We start from the raw sequence: 25,155 nt of genomic DNA on the forward strand, positions 1-25,155 counted from the left end.
CTCTTGCTCAAACCATCATAGGAAGGAATGACGTGACCAACACCAAGACAAGAGAACAGAATTCGCACCACCTGGACTGGGGCATCAAGGCTCCCCCGGGCCGGGTTCACGCACCGGTCGCCGAATCCGAGGCGCTGATCGAGCCGTTTCTGCGTCGTTGCAAGGATCAAGAGAACATGTACGTTGCCGCGGGCTTTCCGTTGGAGGGGATCACCGATTTCTGGAGTACATGGTTCGCGGCCTGGAACGAAGACTCTCCTGAAGCCCTTGAGGAATGCTGGACCCATGACCTCGTGTGGACAATTTCTAGTACGGGTCAACTCGAATATCACGGCCGGGACGCGACAGTAGACCTCGCAAGGTTTGGCTACCTTTTTGCCCGTGAGCTCGGCTTCTATCCGTGGGATGGCACCGACACGCACCTGCCGTATTACGACTTCCTCGACGGACAGGTACGCGCGGCATTTCCCTATAGTGGCGCAACCCGCACCTTCTGGCACAACGCTATTCCCTGGCCACGCAAACCTATTCGAGGATGCGGGGTCGACCGCTACCTACTGCGCAAGGAGGGCAACCGCTGGCGGATCGCACGAATCGACACCGACCAGGACGTATCTGCACCATTCCTGCAGTTACTACCATTCGCCGACGCGACTACACGCGTCATGGCATGGCTGATACGAACGCTTCCTGCGGCGGGTCGCAAGCTCGGACTGTACGACCGAGAGTCTCTCTACAGTCCGGAATACATTGCCAGCCGCCGGGCCAGGAATCTGCCGCTACGAACTGGCTCCGTCACCGTCAGTGCGGACAAGTCTGCGCCGCCTTCCTAATGGCGTTGGCTGACTGCTCGTCCACCGAAAGATGATACCCGCGAACCACTTCCGCGAACTGCATGGAGTACTGACACCAGAATTCCTTGTTCGGCGGCATCCAGCTCCCGGGCGCCTGATCGCCCTTGTCCTTGTTCACCTGGCCTTGCACCGCGATGAGATTGGCGGGATCGTTCGCAAAACGCCAGCGCGTCGCCGGCTGCCATTCGCGCGCACCCATGTCCCATGCATAGGCCAACGGCACAATGTGGTCGATCTGAACCGACTCCCCGCTCTTCGGTCCACGAGTAAACGCAATCTGCACTCCGGTGTAAGGATCATGAAGGAGGCCGGCACCCACCGCGCTCGGGCATCTGCGCGTGTACACAAAACTCTTGTCGGTCAAATCGCGATTCAGGATGTCGTTGCGCGTGTCGCAGCCGTTGCGACCGCTGGGCGCATCCGTGTCGTCGGACCAGGCATCGCCGAACTCACTGCGCTGATAGTCGCTGCCCCGTATCCGCTTGGGCACCACGATCACTCCGGCAAGCGGGTCTTGCCCAGGGGCAAGAGTGGGAATGTTCGTCTGCCCAGCAACAGCATTAGCACGTAGCAAGCGGTATCGAGTCGACACCTGATACGCCACCACCACCGCGATCGCCGCTGCGATGGCGACGATGAGCATGGTGCGATTACTCACGACTTGTCCAGGTACTCGATCTGATCGGCTACCAGGAAACGCCGAGCCATACCCGCCAAAGCGGGTTGCTGCGCCAGCTCAGGATCGTCCGCACAGGCACGCATCGCCATCTCCCGCGCCGTCTCGATCATGTCGCGGTGATCCAGCAGCGAAAGCAGCCGGAGGTTCACCGCGCGCCCAGACTGGTCACGCCCCAAGACATCACCCTCACGCCGCTCCTCCAAGTCCAGCTCGGCAAGCGTGAACCCATCGAGAGTGTCCTGCACCGCACGCAACCGGCGCCCGGCCGAGCCCGCTGGGCTGCAAGGGCTGACCAAAAGGCACAGCCCCTTATTGCCACCACGGCCAACCCGGCCCCGCAGCTGATGCAACTGGCTGATTCCGAACCTATCGGCATCCATGATGAGCATCACGGTGGCGTTGGGCACGTCCACACCGACCTCAATCACTGTCGTACACACCAGGACATCGATCTCGCCCGCGTTGAACGCCGTCATCACGGCGTCCTTCTGCTCCGAGGGCAGCCGTCCATGCAGCAGACCGATCCGTAGCCCGGGAAGCAGCGAGCCACGGATGGTCTCATACAACTCGGTGACCGGGACCGGCGGCGGACGCTTCTCCTCCGCCTCTTCCGGACCGGAGTCTTTGTCGTCGGCGTCGATTCGCGAGGCCACCACGTAGGCCTGCCGGCCCGCGGCGACCTCCTCGGCGATCCGCTCCCAGCCGCGGGCGAGCCAGCCCGGCTTCTCGCGAGTGAACACCGCTGTCGTGGTGATGGGTTGCCGCCCCCGCGGAAGCTCGCGCAACGTGGAGGTCTCCAGATCGCCGAACACGGTGAGCGCCACCGTACGCGGGATAGGCGTGGCCGTCATCACCAACAGGTGCGGCACGATGCCTTGCGAAGCCTTGGCCCGCAAGCGATCCCGCTGTTCGACGCCGAAGCGGTGCTGCTCGTCCACAACCACCAGGCCCAGATTGTGAAAGTCCACCGAGTCCTGCAGCAGCGCATGAGTTCCGATGACGATGCCCGCTAGGCCGGTCGCCACATCGGCCTTGATCTGCTTCTTCACCGCAGGCGACATCGAACCGGTGAGCAGCGCGATGCTGGTCGCATCGTCGGGTGCACCCAATTCCCCCGCCGTCGCTAAAGATCCGAGCATCGCTCGCAGTGATCGGGCATGCTGAACCGCCAACACCTCGGTGGGCGCGAGCAGCGCACACTGATACCCGGCATCGATAGCCTGCATCATCGCCAGCAATGCGACGACAGTCTTACCGGAGCCGACCTCGCCCTGAAGCAGCCTGTTCATCGGCTTGACCCCAGCGAGGTCTTCCCCGATTTCTGCCACGACGTGGCGCTGCCCCTCGGTAAGGTCGAAGGGCAACTGGCCCAAAAGATCTGCACGCAGCCCGGCTTGGGCCAGTGGCATCGGCGGGCCCGCCGAACCGATCTCACTGCCGCGCCGCATGGCCAACGCCAGTTGCAGACCCAGCGCCTCATCGAACGCCAGCCGGCGGCGCGCCTGCTTCTGTTCGGAGGCGTCCTCCGACATGTGGATCTTGCGCAGCGCCTCATCGAGGGACATCAGACCGTACTCTGCCAATACCGCGTCCGGCAGCGCCTCGGGCACCGGATCCAACTGGGTGAGCACCTGGTCGATGCAGCGGTAGATATCCCAGCTCTCCAGGTTCTTGGTTGCCGGGTAGATCGGAAACACATTGCGCTGGAAGGCCGAGATGGCCGTGGAGGCATCCCGAGCGGCCCCGGCGATGCCGCGCAGCGCGGTGCTTCCCCGCGTTTCGGTGCTCTCCCCGAGCGCGGTTTCCAGCACCAAATAGTCGGGGTGGGTCAACTGGGGCTTGCCCCGAAACTCCCCGACAGCGCCTGAGAGCATCACCCGATTACCTACCTGCAGGTCACGTTTCACCTTGTGCGGGTGAAAGAAGGTGGCCTGTACGGCATGCGGTGCACTGCCCAGCGTGACGGAGAGGAACTGCCCCTTGCGGTTACGCATTCTCTTCAGCTCCGCAGAGGTGATGAATCCCACCAGCGTGGTGTGTTCCCCAGGCTTGGCGCTTTCGCCGTCCTGTTCATCGCGCAGGCTGAAGTCAGTGCTGTATCGGCGCGGGTAGTGGTGAAGAAGGTCTTCGACAGTAATCAGACCGAATTCGGCATCGAGAACGTCGGATGCCTTGTTTCCCAATACATGATCCAGGCGATCGGAAAGTTTTGCCACTATTCCCCGTCACTCGACACCGATGTGAACCACGTCGGTGTGCTGCCCGGTGCGGTAGATCATCACCTCGACGCCTCCGTGATGCGACCGGGTGTGCTCGATCAGCGACTCGGCGAGGGAATCGTCGACCTCGTCCGACAGCAGCACGGTCACCAGCTCGCCGCCGGACGACAACATAATGCTCACCAAAGCTTTTGTGGCATTGGCGATATCGTGGTTGAGCACCAGCACCTCATCGCCGATGATGCCCATCGCGTCCCCGGGCTCACAAGTGCCGGACCACGTAAGAGCACGCTCGGTGGCCACCCGCACCAGCCCGAACCGGGTGGCACCCGCGGCCCGCGCCATGGTGTAGCTGTCGTCGACCGCCATCCGCTCGGGGTCGTGTACCGCCAACGCCGCCAGCCCCTGTGCCATAGACGCCGACGGCAGCGGGATCACCGTGATACCCCAGCCACGCGCGGCGGCGCAGACCGCCACCAACTCTTCGGCAGCCATCAATCCGTTGGGCAACACCATGATCTGGTGGGCGCCGCTGTCGACCACCGCATCCAACAGGCGTTTCGCACTGGCCGGCGGTTCGTCGACACGCAAGACTTGAGCGCCCTCACTGGAAAAAAGCGTGGCCGCTCCGTCACCCTCTGCCAATGCCAGTACCCGGCGGTGCCGGTGCCGCCCATCGTGATGCCCCCCACCCGGAACATCCAGGCCACCGCGCAGGGAGGAGATCTGGATCGACTGCGGGGTGCCAAATTTCATCCCGGCCTCGATGGCAGCCCCGGCGTCGTTCACGTGCGCGTGGACAGAGTGCCCCATCTCCCCGTCGCCGGCGATAGCGATGGAATCTCCCATCGCATCCAGCTGTGCCCTCAAATCTGCGATCTGCAGCTCGTCGCACCCACACAACAGATACATGACCTCGAACTCGGGCGGCAGTTCCCGTGGCGGATCCAGGTTCAGCCCGCCCCCTCCCCGCCCCGGCCCGGCAACCCATACCTGCGAGGGAGCGTTCTTGGGAGGCGACGGGCTGTATTCGCGCCGACTGGGCAACTCCCCTGCCACCACGGACACCAAGGCATCGAGAATGACGACAAGACCGCGCGCACCGGCATCGACCACACCGTTGTCGGCCAGCACGTCAAGCTGCTTGGGCGTCTTCTCCAGCGCCGAAACCGCAGCATCGGCCGCGGTGGTGACAAGGACCGGCAGATCATCCGATTGGGCATCATCGGCAGCATCAGCGGCGGCCGCCAGCACCGAGACGATGGTGCCCTCGACAGGCGTGCTCATGGACGCGATGACGAACTGTGAGGCCTGCCGCAACGCACGCCGCACCACCTCGGCCCCGATGGCGTCCTGGTCGTCGGCCGCGTCGGCGATCCCGCGCACGATCTGCGACAGGATCACCCCGGAGTTACCGCGGGCACCATGAACCGCCCCCCGGGCCAGCGCCGCGGCGACTTGCGCCACCGTGGCGCCCTCTCCGAGGGCCTCGGCGGCATTAACCGCCGAGCGCATGGTGAACAGCATGTTGGTGCCGGTATCGGCATCGGCGACCGGGAAAACGTTCAGTCGATTGATCTCGTCACTACGAGAAATCAGACCCTCGACAGAGGCGCGCGCCCAATCAAGCAGCGCAGCGCTGTCCAGTACCGAGAGCCGCATGTGGGAAAGCCTATCTACCGGAGCCGACAGTGTCTGATGGTCTTCGCCCGAGCCGGGTGTACCCCGCTCACGGGACCTCGTCGGTACCCATTTTGGCGTTCACCGGCCGGTCAAGCTATTCTTGCAGGGTTGTGGGCCACCCTGACTGATCAGGTCGTTGGCCGGAATCGCGAGTTTGAGGAGTTTCACTATGGCTGCCGTCTGCGACGTGTGCGGCAAGGGACCCGGCTTCGGCAAGTCGGTTTCGCACTCGCATCGGCGTACCAACCGTCGCTGGAACCCGAACATCCAGACGGTTCACGCCGTCACCTCTCCCGGTGGCAACAAGCAGCGCGTCAACGCCTGCACCTCCTGCATCAAGGCCGGCAAGGTCGTCCGCGGCGCCTGATCGCGTCCGGAACCTGCCGTGGCATCTGATTACATCGCCGTCCACAACGGCGTACTGCATATCACCATCGCCACCGCGGCGGCCGGTACCTCGCTGGACTTCACCGGCGTCGACGCCGCGGTCCAGGTGCTGCGTGATCTGCCCGCCGAAGTAGGCGCGATCCTGCTGACCAGCAGTGGGCCCAACTTCTGCGCTGGCGGCAATGTCCGTGACTTCGCCTCTGCCGAGGATAGGTCGGCCAAGCTCCACGACCTGGCCGGGCGGCTCCACGCGTTCGTGCGTGCGGTGGACGCCGCCGATCGCCCGGTAGTGGCCTCGGTCCACGGATGGGCGGCCGGCGGCGGACTCAGTCTGGTGCTGCTCGCCGATATCGCCATCGGTGGACAGTCAACCAAGCTGCGCGCCGCCTACCCGGGCATCGGGTACTCCTCCGATGGCGGCATGTCCTGGGCGCTGCCCCGCGTGGTCGGCAAGGCCCGTGCCGCGGACATTCTGCTGACGGATCGGGTTGTCGAAGCCTCCGAGGCACTGTCCATCGGGCTGTTGAGCCGGGTGGTGGCCGACGACGAGGTTCAGGCGACTGCGGTGGCCACCGCCGAGCAGCTGGCCGCCGGTCCGCGCGAAGCGCAGAACCGTATTCGTCGTCTGCTGCGCCTGAGCGCCACCAACACGCTCGATGCGCAACTCGATCTCGAGCAGACCAGCATCGCCGAGGCGTCGGTCAGCCCGACCGGTATCGAGGGCGTCGACGCCTTCGTCGGCAAACGCAAGCCCGTCTGGCCCTGAGCTAGCCGAGTTCCGCGGTCTTCGCGCCAACGCTCATCCCAGTTCCGCGGTCTTCGCGCCAACGCTCATCCCAGTTCCGCCGTCTTCGCGCCAACGCTCATCCCAGTAGCTTTCTCCGGATCCAGTTGACGACCCACGGGATCGCGAACATATCCGCGGTGACGTGCTCGCCGGGCAGCGCCCAGTAATCGACATCGGCCCCGTTGGCACGCCAGGCATCGCGCAGCGCCAGGGCACCCTCTTCCGGGATGAACAAATCGCCCACCGCCTTACTGCGCGAGCCGTGGTAGAGCAGCACAGGCATTGTCGGGGTGAGAGCGCCCGGCCGGTTTGCGGCGATAACGTGTTGTCCCAACTCCGACTCGAACGGCTTGGCGATCGCCGCGAGCAGATCCAGGTCGAATCGCAACAAACCCGCAGCGGCCAATGGAGGCTGCGGCATGTTCTTGGCACGGATCGCGCAGTAGAGCGCGAAATCCCCGAAAATCTGTACCAGTTCCGGGAATTCGCGGGCCTGGCCGATGGTGGCAGCGGCAAAAAGCCCGGCGCCCACGCCTCGGTTCATGCTGCCGTACAACAGAGCGTAGTCGGTGGGCGTTCCCCCTGCGGCCGCGCCGGCGATCCGCAGCTCCGGAGCGTAGGTGGGCTGCAGCTGCGCCGCCCACGCCGTGGCGATCGCCCCGCCGCTGTAGCCGTGCATGACGATCGGCGACTCGGCGAGATCCGGCCTTTCCGAAAGCATTCCGCGTACCGAGTCCAGCACCGCATGGCCTGCCATTTTCCCTGCCGCGTAGGACATCCGGGGGCCTTCATGGTCCGGGAACAGCACCGCGTAGTTCTGTGCCGACAGGAACGGGAACATCGGGGGGTTGTCCCGATACCACAGGTGCGTCAAACGATAAGACGGCGTGAACTTGAGCCCCAACGAGTTGATCGCCTGGTTGCGCACCACCACGGGACGAGATCCCGGACCGCGCCACGGACGCTCTGGCTCAATCAGTGCCGCGGTCACGGGCACCGGGTTGCCGGCGGTGTCGGTGGAGCGCACCATGATTCGCTGCATGGTCGCCCGGCGCAGCGGCAGGCGCGGCGTGACCCGGTCCGCGCGGACCACCTCCCCGGGTGCCAGCAGGCCCAGATCACCCGGGTCACCGTAGAAATCGTCACCGCTGATCGGAGTCGGGAGAATCGCGGCGTACGGGTCCGCGCGCTGCTGCACCGTGAGCCGGCGCGCGGCCCAGTCGTTGAGTCGATCAACCACCACGGGGCTGCGCAGCGCGGTGCCACCGGTCGCCACCGCCGCCGTGATACCGCCGAGCGCCGCGAACGCTCCCGTCGACCAACGCATTACGGCAACCGCCAGTCGACCGGCTGTGCGCCCAAACCGACCAGCAGCTCATTCGCCCGGCTGAAGGGTTTGGAACCAAAGAAGCCGCGCGAGGCCGACAATGGGGACGGGTGCACAGATTCGATGGTGGGTACGCTCGGGCCCAGCATCGGCTTGAGTGTCGCCGCGTCGCGACCCCACAGAATGGCGACCAAGGGTGCGTCGCGCGCGACAAGCGCCCGGATCGCGCATTCGGTGACGATCTCCCAACCCTTACCGCGATGGGACGCCGGGTTGCCGGGCCGTACCGTCAACACCCTGTTCAACAGCATTACCCCCTGCTCCGACCACGGTGTCAGATCTCCATTGGCCGGCTTGGGTAGGCCAAGATCACTCTGGTACTCGTCGAAGATGTTGCCCAGGCTGCGCGGCACCGGCCGTACATCGGCCGCCACCGAGAAGCTCAGCCCCATGGCATGTCCGGGTGTCGGGTAGGGGTCTTGCCCCACGATGAGCACGCGGACGTCGGCCAACGGATAGGTGAAGGCGCGCAGCACGTTTGCCCCGGAGGGCAGGTATCCGCGGCCCGAGGAGTTCTCCTCGCGGAGGAACTCTCCCATCTTGGTCACCTGGTCGGCGACGGGCCCCAGCGCATCGGCCCAGCCGGGGTCAACCAACTCGGCAAGAGGTCGGGCAGTCACGAAGAGTCAACTTAGCCGAAACGAGTCCCAACCGGTTGCCCGAGTCCATGCTGCCCCGTCAACCGTCACTCCGGGTTCCCCCACCGTTACCCGGCCGATCGGAACCCAGCCCGTCGGGACGACTCCGGGGAACATCCCGACCAGCGCATGATCCTCACCACCGGTCAAGACCCATTCCCAGGGGTCGGCGCCGAGCAGACCGGCAGCGCCCGCCACAGGCTGTAGATATGGTTCCAGGCTCGGCGAACTCAGGTCGATGTGCACCGCGCTGAGTTCGGCGATATGCGCCAGATCGGCCAGCAGACCGTCGGAGACGTCTGTCATCGCCGTCGCACCCGCCCGTGCTGCGGCCGGACCCTGGCCATACGGCGGCGCGGGCACCAGATGCACCCGCCGCAGATCTGGGAACTCGTCAATCTGTTCCTGCCACAACCGGTATCCCGCCGCAGAGGTGCCCAACGCACCACAGATCGCGACGGTATCCCCTACCACCGCTCCACTACGGGTCACCGGTGCGCGCCCCTGGAGGTCGCCGAGCACCGTGACCGAAACCACCAGTTCGCGCGCGCTCACCAGATCGCCGCCCACGATCGGTGCCTGTACCAGGGCCGCCTCCGCCCAGACTCCCTCGTTGAGCTGGTCGAGGAACGCGATATCGGTCTGCGCCGGAGCGCCCACCGCCACCACGAAGGCCGTGACCCGTCCGCCCATTGCTTCTATATCCGCGGCATTCTGTGCTACCGCTTTTCGGCCGATATCCGACGGCGATGACCATTCAAGACGAAAATGCCTGTCCTGCACCAACATATCGGTGGATACCACCACACGGCCGTCCGGCACGGTGACCACCGCGGCGTCGTCACCGGGGCCGAGCAGCACGTCGGCGCCCAGATCACGGCCCGCGGTGAGACGGCTGATCACACCGAACTCGCCGGTATCGCCCAGATTTGGCACTCGGTTAGTGTAGGCCCGTGCAATCCGAAGACGGCCCACCACGCAAGCTACTCATCGGCATCGCGGTGTTCGGCGCGATCGCGGCGCTGGCGGTGCTTTTCGGCGTCCTCAAGTACGCACAGTTTCAGAACGAGACGCGGCCCCTATCTGTTGCAAATATTCCTGCACCACAAGCGAATTCCCCTCTCTGCGTGGATATGGCCAGCGCATACCCCGGCAAGATGGCGGGCGACTGGTCACGGGTTGAGATCGCCGAGCCGAAGCCACCGGCGGCCGCGGCATGGCGCCGGGGGCAGGATTCGGTGATCGCACGCTGCGGTGTCGAGCGACCCGCGGAGTTCGCGGTTGGCACCTCTGTCGAGCAGGTCAACGGCGTGCAGTGGTTCCGGGTGAGCGATTCGGCCCTGGCGAGCACCACCTGGTTCGCGGTGGATCGCGGTGTCTACGTCGCGGTGACCGTGCCCGACGGAGCGGGCTCGGAGCCACTGGTCGAGATGTCCGACGCCATCGCCAAGGCGCTGCCCGCCGTGAAACCCGACCCGAAGCCGCTACCCCGCTGAGTCAACGCGACGCACCCTCCACCGCGAGCATGCTCAAATGTGCGGAAATGGGACCATTTCACGCACTTTTGAGCATGCTCACCAGGTGAATCAGCGAAGGCCGGTACCCCGCGCCAGCGCGGTGCGCACCATCGCGTCCAGCAGCGTCGGATAGTCCACGCCGGTCGCATCCCACATCCGCGGGTACATGGAGATGGTGGTGAACCCCGGCATGGTGTTGATCTCATTGATCAGCGGGCCATCCTCGGCGAGGAAGAAATCGACCCGGGCCAGCCCCTGGCAGTCGATCGCCCGGAACGCGGCCACGGCAAGTTCGCGGATCTGATCGCTCACGTCGTCGTCGACCTTGGCCGGTACGTCCAATTCGGCGGTGTCGTCCAGGTACTTGGTCTCGAAGTCGTAGAAGGCACCCGCAGCCGTCTGGTCCCTATTCACTCCCTCGACCCGGATTTCGCCGAGCACGCTGGCCCGAGTATCCCCGTCGGGGAACTCCAGCACTCCGCACTCCAGTTCGCGGCCGACGATCGCCGCCTCGACAATCACCTTCGGGTCGTACTGACGCGCGTGTGCGATCGCGGCAGGTAGTTCCTCCCAGGCGGTCACCCGGGACACACCGAACGACGATCCCGCCCGAGCGGGCTTGACGAATACCGGCAGCCCCAGGTCCTCGCGCTGATCCAGCGTCAGCGTGGTGTCGCGCGGGCGGATCACGGCGTACTTGCCAATCGGGAGCCCCTCGGCCGCCAGCAGCTTCTTGGTGAACTCCTTGTCCATACCGGCCGCACTCGCGAGCACACCGGCACCCACGTAGGGCACCCCGGCCAGCTCCAACAGTCCCTGAATGGTGCCATCCTCGCCATAGGGACCGTGCAGCACCGGGAACACCACATCGACCGAGGCCAGCACCTGCCCGGCGGCGCTCGAGTCCACGTTCACCAGCTGCCCCGCTCGCCGCGGATCGGTGGCGAGCAACAACTCGGTGCCGGATGCGTCGGTGACCTGAGGCAGCGTCCTGTCGCTGATCGCCAGCTGCGCGGGGTCGCCATCGGTCAGCACCCAACCGCCCTCGGGAGTAACCCCCACGGCGACTACCTCATAGACGGCCTGGTCCAGATTGCGCAGAATGCTGCCGGCGGACACGCACGAGATCGCGTGCTCACTGCTGCGCCCGCCAAAGACGAGCGCGACCTTGATCCGCTGTTGGTCTGCGCGCGAGCGGCCCACCGAGTCATTCACAGTGTCAGACCGTACCGGCTGCGAGCGCAGCCTCAATGTCGGCCAGCAGATCGTCGGTGTCCTCGATGCCCAGCGAGATGCGTGCGAAACCGTCCGGAACTGCGTCTCCCCACCGCGCCCGGCGGTCGACCGAGGTATGCACACCGCCAAAACTCGTCGACGACGCCAACAACTCGCTACGCCGTGTCAGCGCGTGTACCGCCTCGGCACTGGACAGTTCAATCGACACCAGCGAGCCGAACCGGCTCATCTGGGCGGAAGCCACGGAATACGACGGGTCGCTGGGCAGGCCCGGATAACGCACCGACGTCACGGCGGGATGTTCACGCAGCATGGTCGCCACCGCGAGCGCGTTCTGGCATTGGCGCTCGAATCGCAGTCCGGCAGTCGCGAGGCTGCGGGCACCGAGCCAGGCCTCGAACGGACCCAGGATCGCACCGGCCCGCGACCGTTCCTGGGCGACGGCGGCAACCAATTCCGCGCGGGAACCTGCGACGTATCCGGCGATCAGATCGCTGTGTCCGGACAGCGCCTTTGTCGCGCTGGCGACCACCAGGTCGGCACCCAAACCCAGGGGCCGCTGTCCCATCGGGGTGGCCGTGGTGTTGTCGACAACCAGCACTCCGCCCCGCGCGTGTGTCTCACGGGCCAGCAGTGCCAGGTCGACGACGTCAAGCCGTGGGTTGGACGGCGTCTCCGCCACCACCACATCGGCCTGTGCGGCCGCGGCCACTATCTGATCCGACGTCGCCGTGATCACGTTGATTCCCAATGCGGCAAGGTTTTCCGAGGCATAGCGCCGCGTTTGGTAGTAGCCGTCCTCCGGTACCAACAGGGTCTGCCCGGGACGGACTAGCGCGCGCAAGGTCGAGGCGATCGCGCCCATACCCGAACCGAACACCAGTGCCGCATCGGCCTGCTCCAGCGCCGCCAGACCCGATTCCCATTGCCTCCAACTGGGATTGGAGGCACGCCCGTAGGTATCCAGGGAGTCATCCTCGGGCACCGGCAGGTGGTAGGCGGAGGCGAACACCGGTCCCGCGAGAAAGGGTTGTCCGGCAACGGGTTCGGCAGTGGCGGCCACTACGGCCCGGGTCGATATCCCTGGCTCTGGCATATGCTTACTCCGGTTTGGTACTGCGCCCCAACAGCTGGGCGACGGCATCGGTGACGCTCAGTCCGCGATGACAAACGCCATGAACAGCCTCGGTGAGCGGCATCTCGACGTCATAGCTCGACGCCAGCGCCAAGATGGACTCACATGAGGTAACTCCCTCGGCGACCCTACCGCCGGCGGCGTTGCGCGCCTCTTGCAGTGTCTCGCCGTTGCCCAGCCGCATACCGAAAGTCCGGTTCCGCGAATGCGCCGAGGTACAGGTGGCCACCAGATCTCCGACGCCGGCCAGCCCCGCCAGGGTGGTGTGGCTGGCACCGAGCGCCAGTCCCAGCCGGGTGATCTCGGCCAGGCCCCGGGTGATGATCGTGGCTATCGTGTTCTCCCCCAACCCAACTCCGGCGGCCATGCCGCAGCTGAGCGCGATCACGTTCTTGCACGCGCCGCCCACCTCGCAGCCCACGACATCGGAATTGGTGTAAGGACGGAAGTAGCGGGTGGAAAAAGCACGCTGCAGTGCGACGGCCCTCGTGGAATCGGTACAGCCGATGACGGTGGCGGCGGGCTGACCCGCCGCGATCTCGCTGGCAAGATTCGGGCCGGTGAGCACCGCTACCCGGCTGGGATCGGTACCCAGCACCTGCGTGACGACCTGGCTCATCCGCATGAGTGTGCCCACCTCGATGCCCTTGGCCAGACTCACCACCGAGGAATTCGGCTCGATGAGATCGGCCCACGGGGTCAGATTCGCGCGCAACGACTGCGACGGAACGGCCAGCAAGACCAGCTCGGCGCCCTGCAGGGCCTCTTCTGCCACACCGGTGGCGACAATCGACGCGGGCAGATCCACGTCACTGAGATACACCGAGTTACGGTGCGTCGCATTGATCTCGTCGGCCAATTCGGATCGGCGTGCCCACAAACGGACATCGTGGCCCGCGTCGGCAAGCACCTTGCCCAACGCGGTCCCCCAGGAACCAGCACCCATCACCGCAGCTTTGACTGGTCGTCTTCCCGCAAGCGGCTCATCCGTGGCCATGGCAGACACCCTAGCCGGGGCTGGCACCATGGAGTACGTGGGCAGACAGGCTGGCACAGACTTCGGCGTGATCATCGCGGTCAAGAACCTGGCGACCGCGAAGAGCCGGCTGGCACCGTCCCTGCCCGCGCCGCAACGAGAGCGGTTGGTGCTGGGCATGCTCACGCACGCCATCGCCGTGGCGTTCAGCGCCGCCGGAACCGTGGCAGTGATCAGCCCCGATCCGACGGCCAAGGCGGCAGCCAGCGAGGCCGGTGCCCGGTTCATCTTCGATGACACACCCGAAGGCCACCCCGACCCGCTGAACAACGCATTGCGCAGCGCCGCCGCGCAGCTACGTGCGTCCTCACCGAATCTTGTTGTGTTGCAGGCCGACCTTCCCGTGGTAACCGCCACGGAGTTCGCGGCGGCGCTCGCGGCCGCGCGGGGCCACGCGCGCAGTTTCGTCGCCGACCGGCACGGCACGGGCACCGCGGCACTTTTCAGCACCGACGGCGACCTGAATCCGCTGTTCGGAATCGATTCGGCACAGCGGCACCGAGATTCAGGGGCCATTGAACTCACCGGAGACTGGCCCGGATTGCGTTGCGACGTGGACACCCCGGAAGATCTGGCCGTGGCCCGCGAGCTGGGGGCCGCGCTGCCGCTCTGAGCCGGCCCGATAACTCTATGATCACAAGGGTGACCACACCGAGCGTTCCCCCCGCCGCAACCACCATCGTGTCGGGTGAAGAGCTGCCCGAAGACCGGTACCTCAACCGGGAGCTCTCGTGGCTGGATTTCAACGCGCGTGTGCTCGCACTTGCCGCCGACGAATCGCTGCCCATCCTGGAACGCGCCAAATTCCTGGCAATCTTCGCCTCCAACCTGGATGAGTTTTACATGGTGCGGGTCGCCGGTCTGAAACGCCGTGACGAGACGGGCTTGTCGGTGCGTTCGGCCGACGGCCTATCCCCGCGCGAACAGCTGAAACTGATCGGTGAGCGCACGCAGGAGATTTCGGTCCAGCATGCTCGGGTATTCAGTGAGTCGGTGCGCCCCGAGCTCGCAGAAAACGGGATCTTTGTGGTCACCTGGGCTGACCTGTCGGAAAACGAGCGCAGTTATCTTTCCTCGTATTTCAATGACCAGGTCTTCCCCGTGCTCACTCCGCTGGCCGTCGACCCCGCGCACCCGTTCCCCTACATATCGGGCCTGAGCCTGAATCTGGCGATCACCGTCCAAGTTCCCGAGACAGGCGGCCAGCATTTCGCCCGAATCAAGGTGCCTGACAATGTGGATCGTTTTGTCAGACTGCGCAGCCCTGACGGCACTGAGTCACCGCAGGCTGCCCATACCGCGCGCTTTCTGCCGATGGAGGAACTCATCGCCGCGCATCTGTCGGCGCTGTTCCCCGGCCTGGAAATCGTCGAACATCACGCGTTCCGCATCACCCGGAACGCTGATTTCGAGGTCGAGGAAGATCGCGACGAGGACCTTCTGCAGGCACTTGAGCGGGAGCTGGCGCGCCGGCGGTTCGGCTCGCCGGTGCGCCTTGAGGTCGCCGACGACATGACCGAGCACATGCTCGAACTGCTACTCCGCGAGCTGGACGTAGATCCCGGTGACGTCGTGCAGGTTCCCGGCCTGCTGGATCTGTCGTGCCTGTGGCAGGTCTACGGCGTGGATCGGCCCGCCTTGAAGGATCCGACATTCGTGCCGGCGACCCATCCGGCCTTCGGGCAGGGTGAAACCCCCAAGAGCATCTTCTCCACACTGCGGGATGGGGATGTGCTCGTGCATCACCCGTATGACTCGTTCTCCACCAGCGTGCAACGATTTATCGAACAGGCCGCCGCGGATCCTCAGGTGCTGGCCATCAAGCAGACGCTGTATCGCACCTCCGGCGACTCTCCTATCGTGAACTCACTCATCGACGCCGCCGAGGCCGGTAAGCAGGTTGTCGCCCTGGTGGAGATCAAGGCACGCTTCGACGAACAGGCCAATATCAAGTGGGCGCGCGCGCTGGAAGACGCCGGCGTACACGTGGTCTACGGCTTGATCGGCCTCAAGACGCATTGCAAGACGGCCCTGGTGGTGCGCCGGGAGGGATCGGCCATCCGCAGGTACTGCCACATCGGCACCGGGAACTACAACCCGAAGACCGCCCGGCTTTACGAAGACGTCGGCCTGTTGACCAGCGCGCCGGAGATTGGCGCCGATCTCACCGACCTGTTCAACTCGCTGACCGGATACTCGCGAAAGGTCTCCTATCGCAACCTGTTAGTGGCGCCCCAGGGCATACGCGCCGGGATCGTCGAACGCATCGATCGTGAGATCGCCGCACATCGGGCCGGCCAGGAGGCCCGCATCCGGCTGAAGATGAATGCGCTTGTCGACGAGCAGGTGATCGATGCGCTGTACCGGGCTTCCCGAGCCGGGGTGCCCATCGAGGTAGTGGTACGCGGGATCTGCGCGCTCCGTCCAGGGGTTCCTGAGTACTCGGGCAGCATTACCGTCCGATCCATTCTCGGCCGGTTCCTGGAACATTCGCGCATCATTCACTTCAACGCCATCGACGAATTCTGGATCGGCAGCGCCGACATGATGCATCGTAATCTGGACCGACGGGTCGAGGTCCTCGCACGCGTCACCGATCCGAAGCTCACCGCACAGCTCGACGACATGTTCACCTCGGCGTTGGATTCCCACACCCGGTGCTGGGAGCTGCAACCCGACGGCCAGTGGTTGGCCTCGCCCGCGGACGGCGAGGAGGTGCGCGACCATCAGGTGGAGATGATGAAACGGCACCGCTCGCAGACATGACCTAGACCAGGTCCTCCCGGTCGAACAACTCTCCCCAGAAGGAGCTTTCGTGCCCGATCCGATCTCCCGGACCGGTGCGGCGGTCCTTGCCGCCGGAGCCGCGCTCTGGCGGCATCAGGAGCACCCTGAGCAGGACAACGCTGCCGGCGCCATCGAAGTAGCGCTGGTACACCGACCACGATACGACGACTGGTCACTACCCAAGGGAAAACTCGACCCCGGAGAAACGGCGGCGATCGCCGCCGTCCGCGAGATCGCCGAGGAGACGGGATTTACCGCCAGGCTCGGCCGGCGATTGCCCTCGGTGAGTTATCCGGTCAGCCAAGGCACCAAACGCGTCAAATACTGGGCAGCAGAAGCTTTGGACGGCAAGTTCGAAGCCAACGACGAAGTAGATGAGCTTCGATGGCTACCGGTAAAAGATGCGATCAAGACGGTCAGCTATGCCGTTGATCGGAAAGTGCTACGAAACTTCGCAAAGCACCAAATTGATACTCGGACATTAATCATTGTGCGGCACGCAAAGGCCGGGCGAAAAGAGCGCTATTCGGGCGATGACACCTTGCGCCCGCTGGACAAAAAAGGCCGTGCCCAAGCCGAGGCGCTCACCGGCCAACTACTTGCCTTCGGTGCCAGCGCTATTCACGCCGCCGATAGATTGCGCTGCCGACAGACTGTGGAACCGCTTGCCGAGGAGCTGAACACGGTGATCTTCAGCGAGCCCGCGCTCAGCGAGGAGGCCTACTGGGCCGACCGCAAGCGCGCGCACCGCAGAGTTCTTGAAATCGCCGAGTTGGACGGCATCCGGGTGCTGTGTACACAAGGCAAGGTCATACCGGATCTCATCGAGTGGTGGGCACAGCGCGACGGGGTCCGCCCCGATAAGTCACGCAACCGCAAGGGCAGCATGTGGGTGCTGTCGATGCGCGGCCAGAAACTGCTGGCCGCAGACCATCTGGACAGCCCGCTGCCGGCGGGCAGCTGACGGAGACCCCCAAAAAAGCAACATCGGGCCCCACCCTGAGGTGGGACCCGATGTTGTCGGGAAACTACTTGCGGCCCTTCTTGGCCGGAGCCTTCTTGGCCGGGGCCTTCTTGGCGGGAGCCTTGGTCGCGGCCTTCTTGGCCGGAGCCTTGGTCGCGGCCTTCTTGGCGGGAGCCTTGGTCACGGCCTTCTTGACCGGAGCAGCCTTCTTGACGACTGCCTTCTTGACCGGAGCCTTCTTGACAGGAGCAGCCTTCTTGACGACTGCCTTCTTGACCGGAGCCTTCTTGGCAGGCGCGGCCTTCTTGGCGGGAGCCTTCTTGGCCGGGGCGGCCTTCTTGGCAGCGGCGCGCTTGGCCGGGGCGGCGGTGGAGCCACGCTTCACAGCGGGGCCGTCGGCCGGAAGCTTCTGCGCACCAGAGACAACCGCCTTGAACTGCGCACCGGGACGGAACGTCGGCACCGACGTCGGCTTCACCTTGACGGTCTCACCGGTACGCGGGTTGCGGGCGACACGAGCGGCGCGGCGACGCTGCTCGAAAACGCCAAATCCGGTGATGGTCACGCTCTCACCCTTGTGCACGGTGCGAACGATGGTGTCGACGACGTGCTCCACCGCAGCGGTGGCCTGCCGGCGATCCGAGCCCAACTTCTGTGTCAGAACGTCGATGAGCTCTGCTTTGTTCATGTAAAACCCTCCGAAGCCAGTGGTCCACTTTGAACCGACTTCGAACACGGTAAACCCAACTGCACGTGATTTCCAAGTGCCACGCGTATTTTCGGCAAAATTCTCTGAGCTCTTTACGGAGCCATTCGCCGACCAAAAGGAATGCCTTTGCCCCCCAAGGGCGCCCAATCAGCTACTCGGATGGCTCCAAAGTACGGGGTTTGAACTCCGGCCGAGCGGCCTCAAAAGCCGCAATTTCATCGACTTTTCGCAGCGTAAGGCCTATATCGTCCAATCCTTCGAGCAGACGCCACCGCGTGTAGTCGTCAATCTCAAACGGCACCACCGCCGTTCCAGCGGTCACCGTCCGATCCTCAAGATTCACAGTGAGTTCCAAACCCGGATTCTGCTCGATGAGCTTCCAGAGCAGCTCGATGTCGGACTGACCCACCAATCCGGCGACCAGACCGGCCTTACCCGCATTGCCCCGGAAGATATCTCCGAAACGGGACGACAGTACTACTCGAAATCCATAGTCCATCAAGGCCCACACAGCGTGCTCTCGGGACGATCCGGTGCCGAATTCCGGCCCCGCGACCAGAACAGTGCCCCGGTTGAACGGTTCCAGATTGAGAATGAAGGAGGGGTCGGTACGCCAACCGGCGAAGAGCCCGTCCTCGAAACCCGTTCGGGTGACACGCTTGAGGTAGACCGCCGGGATGATCTGGTCGGTGTCCACGTTGGAACGGCGCAGCGGCACACCAATTCCGGTGTGGGTGTCGAATGCCTCCACTATTTCCTCCTGTGCCTTTTGGCAGGTGCCTATTTTACGGATTTTGCCAAATCAGCTGGCGATGAGAGCTTTCCCCTCACCGCCGTGGCCGCGGCGACGGCCGGCGATACCAGGTGGGTGCGACCGCCCTTACCCTGCCGTCCTTCGAAATTTCGGTTCGACGTCGACGCACACCGCTGACCCGGGGAAAGCTGGTCGGGGTTCATGCCCAGGCACATCGAACAGCCCGCCTGGCGCCATTGGGCACCGGCGGCGGCGAAAATCTCGCCCAGCCCCTCGGATTCGGCCTGTGCACGCACCCTCATCGAGCCGGGAACGATGAGCATGGTGACCCCTGCGGCCACCTTCCGGTCCCGCAGCACGTCCGCGACGGCCCGTAGGTCCTCGATCCGCCCGTTGGTGCAGGACCCGACGAACACGGTGTCCACCGGGATCTCACGCATGGGGGTACCCGGAGTGAGATCCATGTAGGTCAGCGCCTTCTCGGCCGCCAGCCGCTCTTCCTCGTCGGCCATCAGCTCAGGATCGGGCACGTCAGCGCCCAGAGGCACCCCCTGCCCGGGATTGGTGCCCCAGGTGACGAAGGGCGTCAAAGTACTGGCATCAATGTGTACTTCGGCGTCGAACTGGGCACCCTCGTCGGTGCGCAACGAGTCCCATTCGGCCACAGCGGCATCCCACAGCTGCCCCTTGGGGGCGTGCGGACGGTCCTTCAGATAGGCATATGTCGTCTCGTCGGGCGCGACCATTCCCGCCCGGGCACCCGCCTCAATAGACATATTGCACATAGTCATTCGGGCCTCCATCGACATCTCCTCGACGGCCTGCCCGCGATACTCCAGGACATACCCCTGCCCCCCGCCGGTGCCGATCTTGGCGATGACGGCCAAAATAACGTCCTTGCTGGTGACACCGGTCGGCAGGCTGCCATCGATGTTGATCGCCATGGTCCGAAATGGCCTCAACGGCAAGGTCTGCGTGGCCAGCACATGCTCCACTTCGGACGTCCCAATACCCATCGCCAGCGCCCCGAACGCGCCATGCGTGGAGGTGTGGCTGTCGCCACACACCACCGTGGTACCCGGCTGCGTCAATCCCAGCTGCGGACCGACCACGTGCACGATGCCCTGCTCGGCATCCCCCATGGGATGCAGGCGGATGCCGAATTCTTCGCAGTTCTTCCGAAGGGTCTCAACCTGGGTGCGGGACACCGGATCGGCGATCGGCTTGTCGATGTCGATCGTCGGCACATTGTGGTCTTCGGTCGCGATCGTCAGGTCCGGCCGGCGCACCTGGCGCCCAGCGAGCCGAAGACCATCGAATGCCTGCGGACTGGTCACCTCGTGCACCAAGTGCAGGTCGATATAGATGAGATCGGGCTCGCGCGCCTCACCCTCACCGGTTCCGCGTACCACTACGTGGGAGTCCCAGACCTTCTCTGCCAGGGTCCTGGGCTGTTGGACACTAGTCATCATTGGCTCCGTGCTGATTGCGTCTCAATATTTGGAACGTTAGTATCGTTACGTGAGACAGCATAGCGGCATCGGCGTCCTCGACAAAGCGGTGCAGGTCCTGACCGCCATAGGCGACTCGCCCTGCGGGCTCGCGGAATTGTGCGAACGCACGGGTCTCCCCCGCGCCACCGCACACCGGCTTGCGGCAGGGCTGGAGGTGCACCGACTCTTATCCCGCGACGGTGACGGGCAGTGGCAGCTCGGCGCGGGGCTTACCGAACTCGCAGCGCATGTCAACGATCCACTCCTGAGTGCCAGCGCCCAGGTGCTCCCCAAGCTGCGCGAAATCACGGGCGAGAGCGTGCAGCTGTACCGACGAGAAGGCACCGTGCGCATATGTGTGGCGGCTCTCGAACCGCCGGCGGGGCTTCGTGACACCGTGCCGGTCGGCTCGCGGCTGCCGATGTCGGCCGGATCGGGCGCCAAAGTATTACTTGCCCACAGTGATCCAGGCACGCAGGCGGCAGTGCTGCCCGGCGCGACGTTCACCGAGCGCGCTCTTGCCGATGTGCGCAAGCGCGGTTGGGCGCAGAGCGCGGCCGAGCGCGAGGCCGGGGTCGCCAGCGTTTCGGCACCTGTTCGCGATCGGCACGGCAATGTCATTGCGGCAATATCGGTTTCCGGCCCCATCGACCGGATGGGCCGACGGCCCGGGGCACGCTGGGCCGCCGATCTCGTTGCCGCCTCCGAGGCGATAACGGCCCGGCTTTAAGCTCCGAATATGGGAAGCAACCAGCGCTCGCAGATCGTCATGTCCGACGAAGAGATCACCGAGTTCATCAACAACTCACGCACCACCACCATGGCCACCGTCGGTGCCGACGGACAGCCGCACTTGGTGGCCATGTGGTACGCGGTGCTCAACGGCGAGGTGTGGTTCGAGACCAAGGCCAAGTCGCAGAAGGTGGTCAACCTCAAGCGCAATCCCACTATCACGTGTCTCATCGAGGACGGTCTCACCTACGACACCCTGCGCGGAGTCTCCATCGAGGGCCGGGCCGAGATCGTCGAGGATCCGGATGTGCTGTTCCAGGTCGGCATCAGTGTCTTCGAGCGCTACACCGCCCCATACACAGAGGAGATGAAGCCCTTTGTGGAGCAGATGCTCAACAAGCGCATCGCGGTCCGGGTACGTCCTACCCGGGTTCGGTCGTGGGATCATCGCAAGCTCGGACTGCCCGCGATGCCGCTGGGCGGGTCAACGGCCCCACAGCAGTAGGCGTCGGGGTGGGCCAGCTCGCACGCGATGCGCTCGACTCTTTCCGCGAGGGTCTGCGGCATAAGAAAATCAAACGGCCACTCAGTGATGCGCTGGTCCACCATCTGGGCACAGGCGACGCGGCCGGTCAATACGACGACCGGATCCATGAACTGCGAGCCGAAACCCTCGACATCGAGGTGGATGTCGACAAGGCCGACGTCTATCAAGCGCGCAAGTTCGTGATCTGGACCCTGCGCGGGCGCCATCCGGAGCTGACCGAGGAAGCGCTGCGCGCTTTGGGTGACTACCGCGCCGAGAACTGGCGCTAGACCTCGCTAACGAGCTGGTACCCCCGATGGGATTCGAACCCACGCTACCGCCGTGAGAGGGCGGCGTCCTAGGCCGCTAGACGACGGGGGCTAGAACATTGTCGTGCAATGCGCTCGGCGCGCAGACTTAGCAGTCTAGCTTACCGGCGCACATCCACCAAATCACTTGTCGTACAAATGATTTGCGCTGGGGTACCAGGACTCGAACCTAGAATGGCTGAACCAGAATCAGCTGTGTTGCCAATTACACCATACCCCAATGGCTTCGCAGAACCGCAGGTCAGCGAGCTGATAGCGGACTTTGGAGCCGACGAGCAGAGTACCAAACCAAGGGCCATTAACCCGAATCGGTCTGGTCACCCACCCCATTTTCCCAGCTCCGAGCGTTTCTCAGCCGTGTCAGGGTGCGCCCGGAACCCAGCAGCTCCATCGATTCGAACAGCGGCGGGCTCACCGTTGCACCCGTAACCGCGACACGCAGCGGGCCGAAAGCCTTCCGCGGTTTGAGCTCGAGCCCTTCGATGAGTGCGCTCTTGAGCGCACCCTCGATGGCAGGGGTGGTCCACGCCTCGAGTGACTCCAGCGCACCGATTGCGGCGTCCAGGACAGGCAACGAGGCCTCTCCGAGTTCCTTGCGGGCCGCGCCCGGGTCGATCGCGTACGCGTCGTCGTTGAGGAACTTCAGCAGCCCCCAGGCGTCGCCCAGCACCACGATGCGCGTCTGCACCAGATCCGCCGCCACCGCGAAGGCGCTCTCGTCGAGCCCGAGCTCGTGCCCATGCGCGGCGAAGTACGTGCGCAGCCGGGTCACGAACTCCTCCGGCGCCAACAGCCGGATGTGCTCGGCGTTGATGGCATCGGCCTTCTTCTGGTCGAATCGCGCCGGATTCGAGTTGACATCGGTGACATCGAAGGCGGTGACCATCTCGGCAAGTGAGAAGATGTCGTGATCATCGGCGATCGACCACCCCAGCAGGGCAAGGTAATTCAGCAGACCCTCGGGAATGAATCCGCGATCGCGATGAAGAAACAGGTTGGACTGCGGATCACGCTTGGACAGCTTCTTCGTGCCCTCCCCCAGCACCGACGGCAGGTGCGCGAAGGCCGGTATCGAGTCGGTCACTCCGATCCGGATCATGGCCTCGTACAAAGCGATCTGCCGCGGTGTCGAGGGCAGCAGGTCCTCGCCGCGCAGCACATGGGTGATCTTCATCAACGCGTCGTCGACCGGGTTCACCAAGGTGTACAACGGATCCCCGTTACCGCGGGTCAGCGCAAAATCAGGCACCACACCCGCCGCGAAGGTGGTCTCGCCGCGCACCAAGTCGTTCCAGGTGATGTCGTGATCGGGCATCCGCAGCCGGACGACGGGATCGCGTCCCTCCGCACGGAATGCCGCGCGCTGCTCCTCGGTGAGATCACGGTCATAGTTGTCATAGCCCAGTTTGGGATTGCGTCCCGCGGCAAGATGGCGGGCTTCGACTTCCTCCGCCGTGGAGAATGCCTCATAGGCCTCCCCCGCCTCCAGGAGCTTGCGCACCACCTCCCGATGCAGCTCCTTACGCTGTGACTGTCGGTAGGGCTCGTAGGGTCCGCCGACCTCCGGCCCTTCGTCCCAGTCCAGCCCCAGCCATCGCAAGGCATCCAGGATCGCCAGGTAGCTCTCCTCACTGTCGCGTCCGGCATCGGTGTCTTCGATGCGGAACACGAAGTCCCCACCGCAGTGTCGCGCATACGCCCAGTTGAACAGTGCGGTGCGAATCAGGCCGACGTGCGGCGTGCCCGTCGGCGACGGGCAGAAACGTACCCGGATTTTCGTGTTACTCACTCTTACTTCGCCTTCCGCACAACGGGATTGGACAGGGTTCCGATACCTTCGATAGTGACGCTCACGGTGTCCCCGTCGACAATGGGCCCGACGCCCTCGGGAGTCCCGGTGAGAATGACATCCCCGGGTAGCAGGGTCATCACCGCGGAGACCCATTCCACGATCGCTCCGACATCATGCAATAGCAAGGAGGTTCTGCTGCGCTGCCTGACCTGCCCGTTGACCTCGGTACGAATCTCGAGGTCCGCCGGATCGAGGTCGGTGACGATCCACGGCCCCAGTGGGCAAAACGTGTCGTGTCCCTTGGCCCTGGTCCACTGACCGTCGGCGCGTTGATGGTCGCGGGCGGACACGTCGTTGCCGATCGTGTACCCCAGGATGTTCTCCGCGGCACGCGCGGCGGGCACGTCCTTACACGGCCGACCGATCACGATGGCCAATTCGCCTTCGTGATGCACCTCGGTTGCGCTGGGCGGCAGCTGGATCGGCAGGCCCGGCCCGATGATGGAGGTATTCGGCTTGATGAAGATCACCGGCGACTCGGGCGGGTCGCCACCCATTTCGGCGGCGTGGGCGGCGTAGTTCTTGCCCATCGCGACAACCTTGCTCGCCAGGATGGGTGCCAGCAGCCGGACATCCGCGAGCGGCCACTGCCGTCCGGTAAAAGTGGGGGTGCCGAAGGGATGCTCGGCGATCTCGCGGGCGATCGCTGATTCTTCTCTGCCGTCTTCTCCTTCGATACTTACGAAGGCGACACCGTCTGGGCTGGCAATACGTCCTAGGCGCATTTACATAAGCCTAGTTGCCAGGCTTTGCGGCTTCCCCGGAGTCCTCATGTTGGTCGGCGCGGATGTTCGCGCGCGTGACCAACGCCACCAGGAAATCCTCCAACCGGTCCCGGGTGATGTCGAGCTCACCGCGAAACCAGGTGGTGACGAGGTCCAGCCCTCCCGAGACCAAGGTGAACGTGGCCAGGTCGAGATCGGGATCCAGCGCATCATCGGCCGGCAACAGCACACGCCCCTGATCGGCCATCACCTGTGCCAGCGTCTTGACCAGATCGCGCCGACGCGCGGCCAGACCCTCGGTGGCCTGCGACTCGACCAGCAGCCGTCCCCGGCGGGGATCGGCGGTAAGGAATCTCAGCCCACTGCCCACGGCTGCGCGAGTGCGCACCACCGGATCCTTGGATGTCGAGCTCTTGGCTATGGCCTCGATGATGGTTGCCGAGCCCGCGAGCATCTGCTCGTCGAGCATCGCCAACACCAGTTCGTCGGTGCTTCGGAAGCTCTCGTAGAAATACCGATCGTTGAGTCGAGCCTCGGCACACACCCCACGCACCGTCAGCCCCTTGACGCCACTGCCGGCGACCAGGTCCAGCGCGGCATCCAGCAGCGCCGCGCGTCGTCGCGCGCGTCGTTCGCCGGATGTGGCGCCGCCGTAGGTCCGGGATGGCATCTGCCGATTGTCGCACCGTGGTGCTTGACCTCACGCGTTTTTCTGGTGATGATTCT

The 25,155-nt window shown here is 64.6% G+C and carries 25 protein-coding genes and 2 tRNA genes; 10 read left to right on the forward strand and 17 right to left on the reverse strand.

Annotated features, from left to right (window positions below; translation table 11 throughout):
• Positions 1-32: 32 nt before the first annotated feature.
• Positions 33-833 (forward strand): nuclear transport factor 2 family protein, encoded by an 801-nt coding sequence (locus tag MAB_RS16600; RefSeq protein WP_005081481.1) that lies wholly within the window; start codon positions 33-35, stop codon positions 831-833.
• Here MAB_RS16600 and MAB_RS16605 read toward each other — a convergent pair.
• The 3 genes from MAB_RS16605 to MAB_RS16615 are packed head-to-tail and all read right to left on the reverse strand — an operon-like array spanning position 802 to position 5,414.
• Entirely contained in the window at positions 802-1,512 is a 711-nt protein-coding gene (locus tag MAB_RS16605) for an HNH endonuclease family protein (RefSeq protein ID WP_005111719.1), read from the reverse strand. The genes MAB_RS16600 and MAB_RS16605 overlap by 32 nt on opposite strands.
• Positions 1,509-3,749 carry an ATP-dependent DNA helicase RecG gene (gene recG, locus MAB_RS16610; protein WP_005093937.1) on the reverse strand — a complete coding sequence of 747 codons (2,241 nt, stop codon included), beginning with the start codon at positions 3,747-3,749 and terminating at the stop codon, positions 1,509-1,511. The genes MAB_RS16605 and recG overlap by 4 nt, the downstream gene beginning before the upstream one ends.
• Before the next feature lie 9 nt (positions 3,750-3,758).
• On the reverse strand, positions 3,759-5,414 hold the full coding sequence (locus MAB_RS16615) for a DAK2 domain-containing protein (RefSeq protein ID WP_005081474.1): 1,656 nt from the start codon (positions 5,412-5,414) through the stop codon (positions 3,759-3,761).
• A 190-nt stretch (positions 5,415-5,604) separates the two neighbouring features.
• Between MAB_RS16615 and rpmB the strand changes: the two genes are divergently transcribed.
• Both rpmB and MAB_RS16625 read left to right on the forward strand, forming a co-directional pair.
• Positions 5,605-5,802 carry a 50S ribosomal protein L28 gene (gene rpmB, locus MAB_RS16620; protein ID WP_005056915.1) on the forward strand — a complete coding sequence of 66 codons (198 nt, stop codon included), beginning with the start codon at positions 5,605-5,607 and terminating at the stop codon, positions 5,800-5,802.
• 18 nt (positions 5,803-5,820) lie between these two features.
• On the forward strand, positions 5,821-6,588 hold the full coding sequence (locus MAB_RS16625; protein WP_005081472.1) for an enoyl-CoA hydratase/isomerase family protein: 768 nt from the start codon (positions 5,821-5,823) through the stop codon (positions 6,586-6,588).
• Positions 6,589-6,685: 97 nt separating this feature from the next.
• Here the strand turns inward: MAB_RS16625 and MAB_RS16630 are convergent, their stop codons facing one another.
• Genes MAB_RS16630 through MAB_RS16640 form a run of 3 tightly spaced genes read right to left on the reverse strand, consistent with a single transcriptional unit; the run spans position 6,686 to position 9,570 of the window.
• Positions 6,686-7,936: a lipase family protein gene (locus tag MAB_RS16630; RefSeq protein ID WP_005056912.1), complete on the reverse strand. Its 1,251-nt coding sequence runs from the start codon at positions 7,934-7,936 to the stop codon at positions 6,686-6,688.
• Positions 7,936-8,616: a uracil-DNA glycosylase gene (locus MAB_RS16635; RefSeq protein WP_005056911.1), complete on the reverse strand. Its 681-nt coding sequence runs from the start codon at positions 8,614-8,616 to the stop codon at positions 7,936-7,938. Before MAB_RS16635 ends, MAB_RS16630 begins: the two co-directional genes overlap by 1 nt.
• A 6-nt stretch (positions 8,617-8,622) precedes the next feature.
• Complete coding sequence (locus tag MAB_RS16640; protein WP_005056910.1) at positions 8,623-9,570, reverse strand: thiamine-phosphate kinase; 948 nt, start codon at positions 9,568-9,570, stop codon at positions 8,623-8,625.
• Between the two features lie 17 nt (positions 9,571-9,587).
• On the opposite strand from MAB_RS16640, the gene MAB_RS16645 reads away from it, so the two are divergent.
• On the forward strand, positions 9,588-10,130 hold the full coding sequence (locus tag MAB_RS16645) for a DUF3515 domain-containing protein (protein ID WP_005081467.1): 543 nt from the start codon (positions 9,588-9,590) through the stop codon (positions 10,128-10,130).
• 90 nt (positions 10,131-10,220) lie between these two features.
• Here MAB_RS16645 and MAB_RS16650 read toward each other — a convergent pair whose 3' ends face one another.
• Genes MAB_RS16650 through MAB_RS16660 form a run of 3 tightly spaced genes read right to left on the reverse strand, consistent with a single transcriptional unit; the run spans position 10,221 to position 13,468 of the window.
• Positions 10,221-11,366: a D-alanine--D-alanine ligase family protein gene (locus MAB_RS16650; protein WP_005087758.1), complete on the reverse strand. Its 1,146-nt coding sequence runs from the start codon at positions 11,364-11,366 to the stop codon at positions 10,221-10,223.
• Positions 11,367-11,370: 4 nt separating this feature from the next.
• Positions 11,371-12,483 carry a cystathionine gamma-lyase gene (locus MAB_RS16655; RefSeq protein WP_005111723.1) on the reverse strand — a complete coding sequence of 371 codons (1,113 nt, stop codon included), beginning with the start codon at positions 12,481-12,483 and terminating at the stop codon, positions 11,371-11,373.
• Between the two features lie 4 nt (positions 12,484-12,487).
• Positions 12,488-13,468, reverse strand: coding sequence for an NAD(P)H-dependent glycerol-3-phosphate dehydrogenase (locus MAB_RS16660; RefSeq protein ID WP_005056906.1), 981 nt, complete (start codon positions 13,466-13,468; stop codon positions 12,488-12,490).
• 79 nt (positions 13,469-13,547) lie between these two features.
• Between MAB_RS16660 and cofC the strand changes: the two genes are divergently transcribed.
• Genes cofC through mutT1 form a run of 3 tightly spaced genes read left to right on the forward strand, consistent with a single transcriptional unit; the run spans position 13,548 to position 17,309 of the window.
• Entirely contained in the window at positions 13,548-14,171 is a 624-nt protein-coding gene (cofC, locus tag MAB_RS16665) for a 2-phospho-L-lactate guanylyltransferase (RefSeq protein WP_005081461.1), read from the forward strand.
• Positions 14,168-16,324: an RNA degradosome polyphosphate kinase gene (locus tag MAB_RS16670; RefSeq protein WP_071997873.1), complete on the forward strand. Its 2,157-nt coding sequence runs from the start codon at positions 14,168-14,170 to the stop codon at positions 16,322-16,324. Before cofC ends, MAB_RS16670 begins: the two co-directional genes overlap by 4 nt.
• Positions 16,325-16,373: 49 nt before the next feature.
• The gene (gene mutT1 / locus MAB_RS16675; RefSeq protein WP_005093939.1) at positions 16,374-17,309 is read left to right on the forward strand and encodes an 8-oxo-(d)GTP phosphatase MutT1; all 936 of its coding nucleotides are present in this window, start codon (positions 16,374-16,376) and stop codon (positions 17,307-17,309) included.
• Positions 17,310-17,373: 64 nt separating this feature from the next.
• On the opposite strand, the gene MAB_RS16680 is transcribed toward mutT1, so the two are convergent.
• From MAB_RS16680 to leuC, 3 genes are all read right to left on the reverse strand, one after another.
• Complete coding sequence (locus tag MAB_RS16680; RefSeq protein ID WP_005081455.1) at positions 17,374-17,997, reverse strand: HU family DNA-binding protein; 624 nt, start codon at positions 17,995-17,997, stop codon at positions 17,374-17,376.
• A gap of 172 nt (positions 17,998-18,169) precedes the next feature.
• Entirely contained in the window at positions 18,170-18,769 is a 600-nt protein-coding gene (gene leuD, locus MAB_RS16685; protein ID WP_005056901.1) for a 3-isopropylmalate dehydratase small subunit, read from the reverse strand.
• A 29-nt stretch (positions 18,770-18,798) separates the two neighbouring features.
• Positions 18,799-20,244 (reverse strand): 3-isopropylmalate dehydratase large subunit, encoded by a 1,446-nt coding sequence (gene leuC, locus MAB_RS16690; protein ID WP_005105840.1) that lies wholly within the window; start codon positions 20,242-20,244, stop codon positions 18,799-18,801.
• 49 nt (positions 20,245-20,293) lie between these two features.
• Between leuC and MAB_RS16695 the strand changes: the two genes are divergently transcribed.
• The 3 genes from MAB_RS16695 to MAB_RS16705 are packed head-to-tail and all read left to right on the forward strand — an operon-like array spanning position 20,294 to position 21,813.
• Entirely contained in the window at positions 20,294-20,995 is a 702-nt protein-coding gene (locus MAB_RS16695) for an IclR family transcriptional regulator (protein WP_005056899.1), read from the forward strand.
• 9 nt (positions 20,996-21,004) lie between these two features.
• A complete protein-coding gene (locus MAB_RS16700; protein WP_005081451.1) occupies positions 21,005-21,502 on the forward strand; it encodes a pyridoxamine 5'-phosphate oxidase family protein in 498 nt (165 codons plus the stop codon).
• Positions 21,503-21,510: 8 nt separating this feature from the next.
• On the forward strand, positions 21,511-21,813 hold the full coding sequence (locus MAB_RS16705) for a hypothetical protein (protein WP_005081450.1): 303 nt from the start codon (positions 21,511-21,513) through the stop codon (positions 21,811-21,813).
• A 15-nt stretch (positions 21,814-21,828) separates the two neighbouring features.
• Here MAB_RS16705 and MAB_RS16710 read toward each other — a convergent pair.
• The 5 genes from MAB_RS16710 to MAB_RS16730 all read right to left on the reverse strand — a co-directional run bounded on the left by MAB_RS16710 (position 21,829) and on the right by MAB_RS16730 (position 25,099).
• Positions 21,829-21,904 (reverse strand) — tRNA-Glu (locus MAB_RS16710).
• A gap of 96 nt (positions 21,905-22,000) precedes the next feature.
• A tRNA-Gln gene (locus MAB_RS16715) sits at positions 22,001-22,072 on the reverse strand.
• 78 nt (positions 22,073-22,150) lie between these two features.
• On the reverse strand, positions 22,151-23,641 hold the full coding sequence (gene gltX / locus MAB_RS16720) for a glutamate--tRNA ligase (RefSeq protein WP_005081448.1): 1,491 nt from the start codon (positions 23,639-23,641) through the stop codon (positions 22,151-22,153).
• Between the two features lie 2 nt (positions 23,642-23,643).
• Complete coding sequence (locus MAB_RS16725; protein WP_005056890.1) at positions 23,644-24,429, reverse strand: fumarylacetoacetate hydrolase family protein; 786 nt, start codon at positions 24,427-24,429, stop codon at positions 23,644-23,646.
• Between the two features lie 10 nt (positions 24,430-24,439).
• The gene (locus tag MAB_RS16730) at positions 24,440-25,099 is read right to left on the reverse strand and encodes a TetR/AcrR family transcriptional regulator (RefSeq protein WP_005056889.1); all 660 of its coding nucleotides are present in this window, start codon (positions 25,097-25,099) and stop codon (positions 24,440-24,442) included.
• Between the last annotated feature and the right edge of the window lie 56 nt (positions 25,100-25,155).

Origin of the sequence: Mycobacteroides abscessus ATCC 19977, from assembly GCF_000069185.1 — a bacterium.
In the GTDB taxonomy this organism is placed as follows: domain Bacteria; phylum Actinomycetota; class Actinomycetes; order Mycobacteriales; family Mycobacteriaceae; genus Mycobacterium; species Mycobacterium abscessus.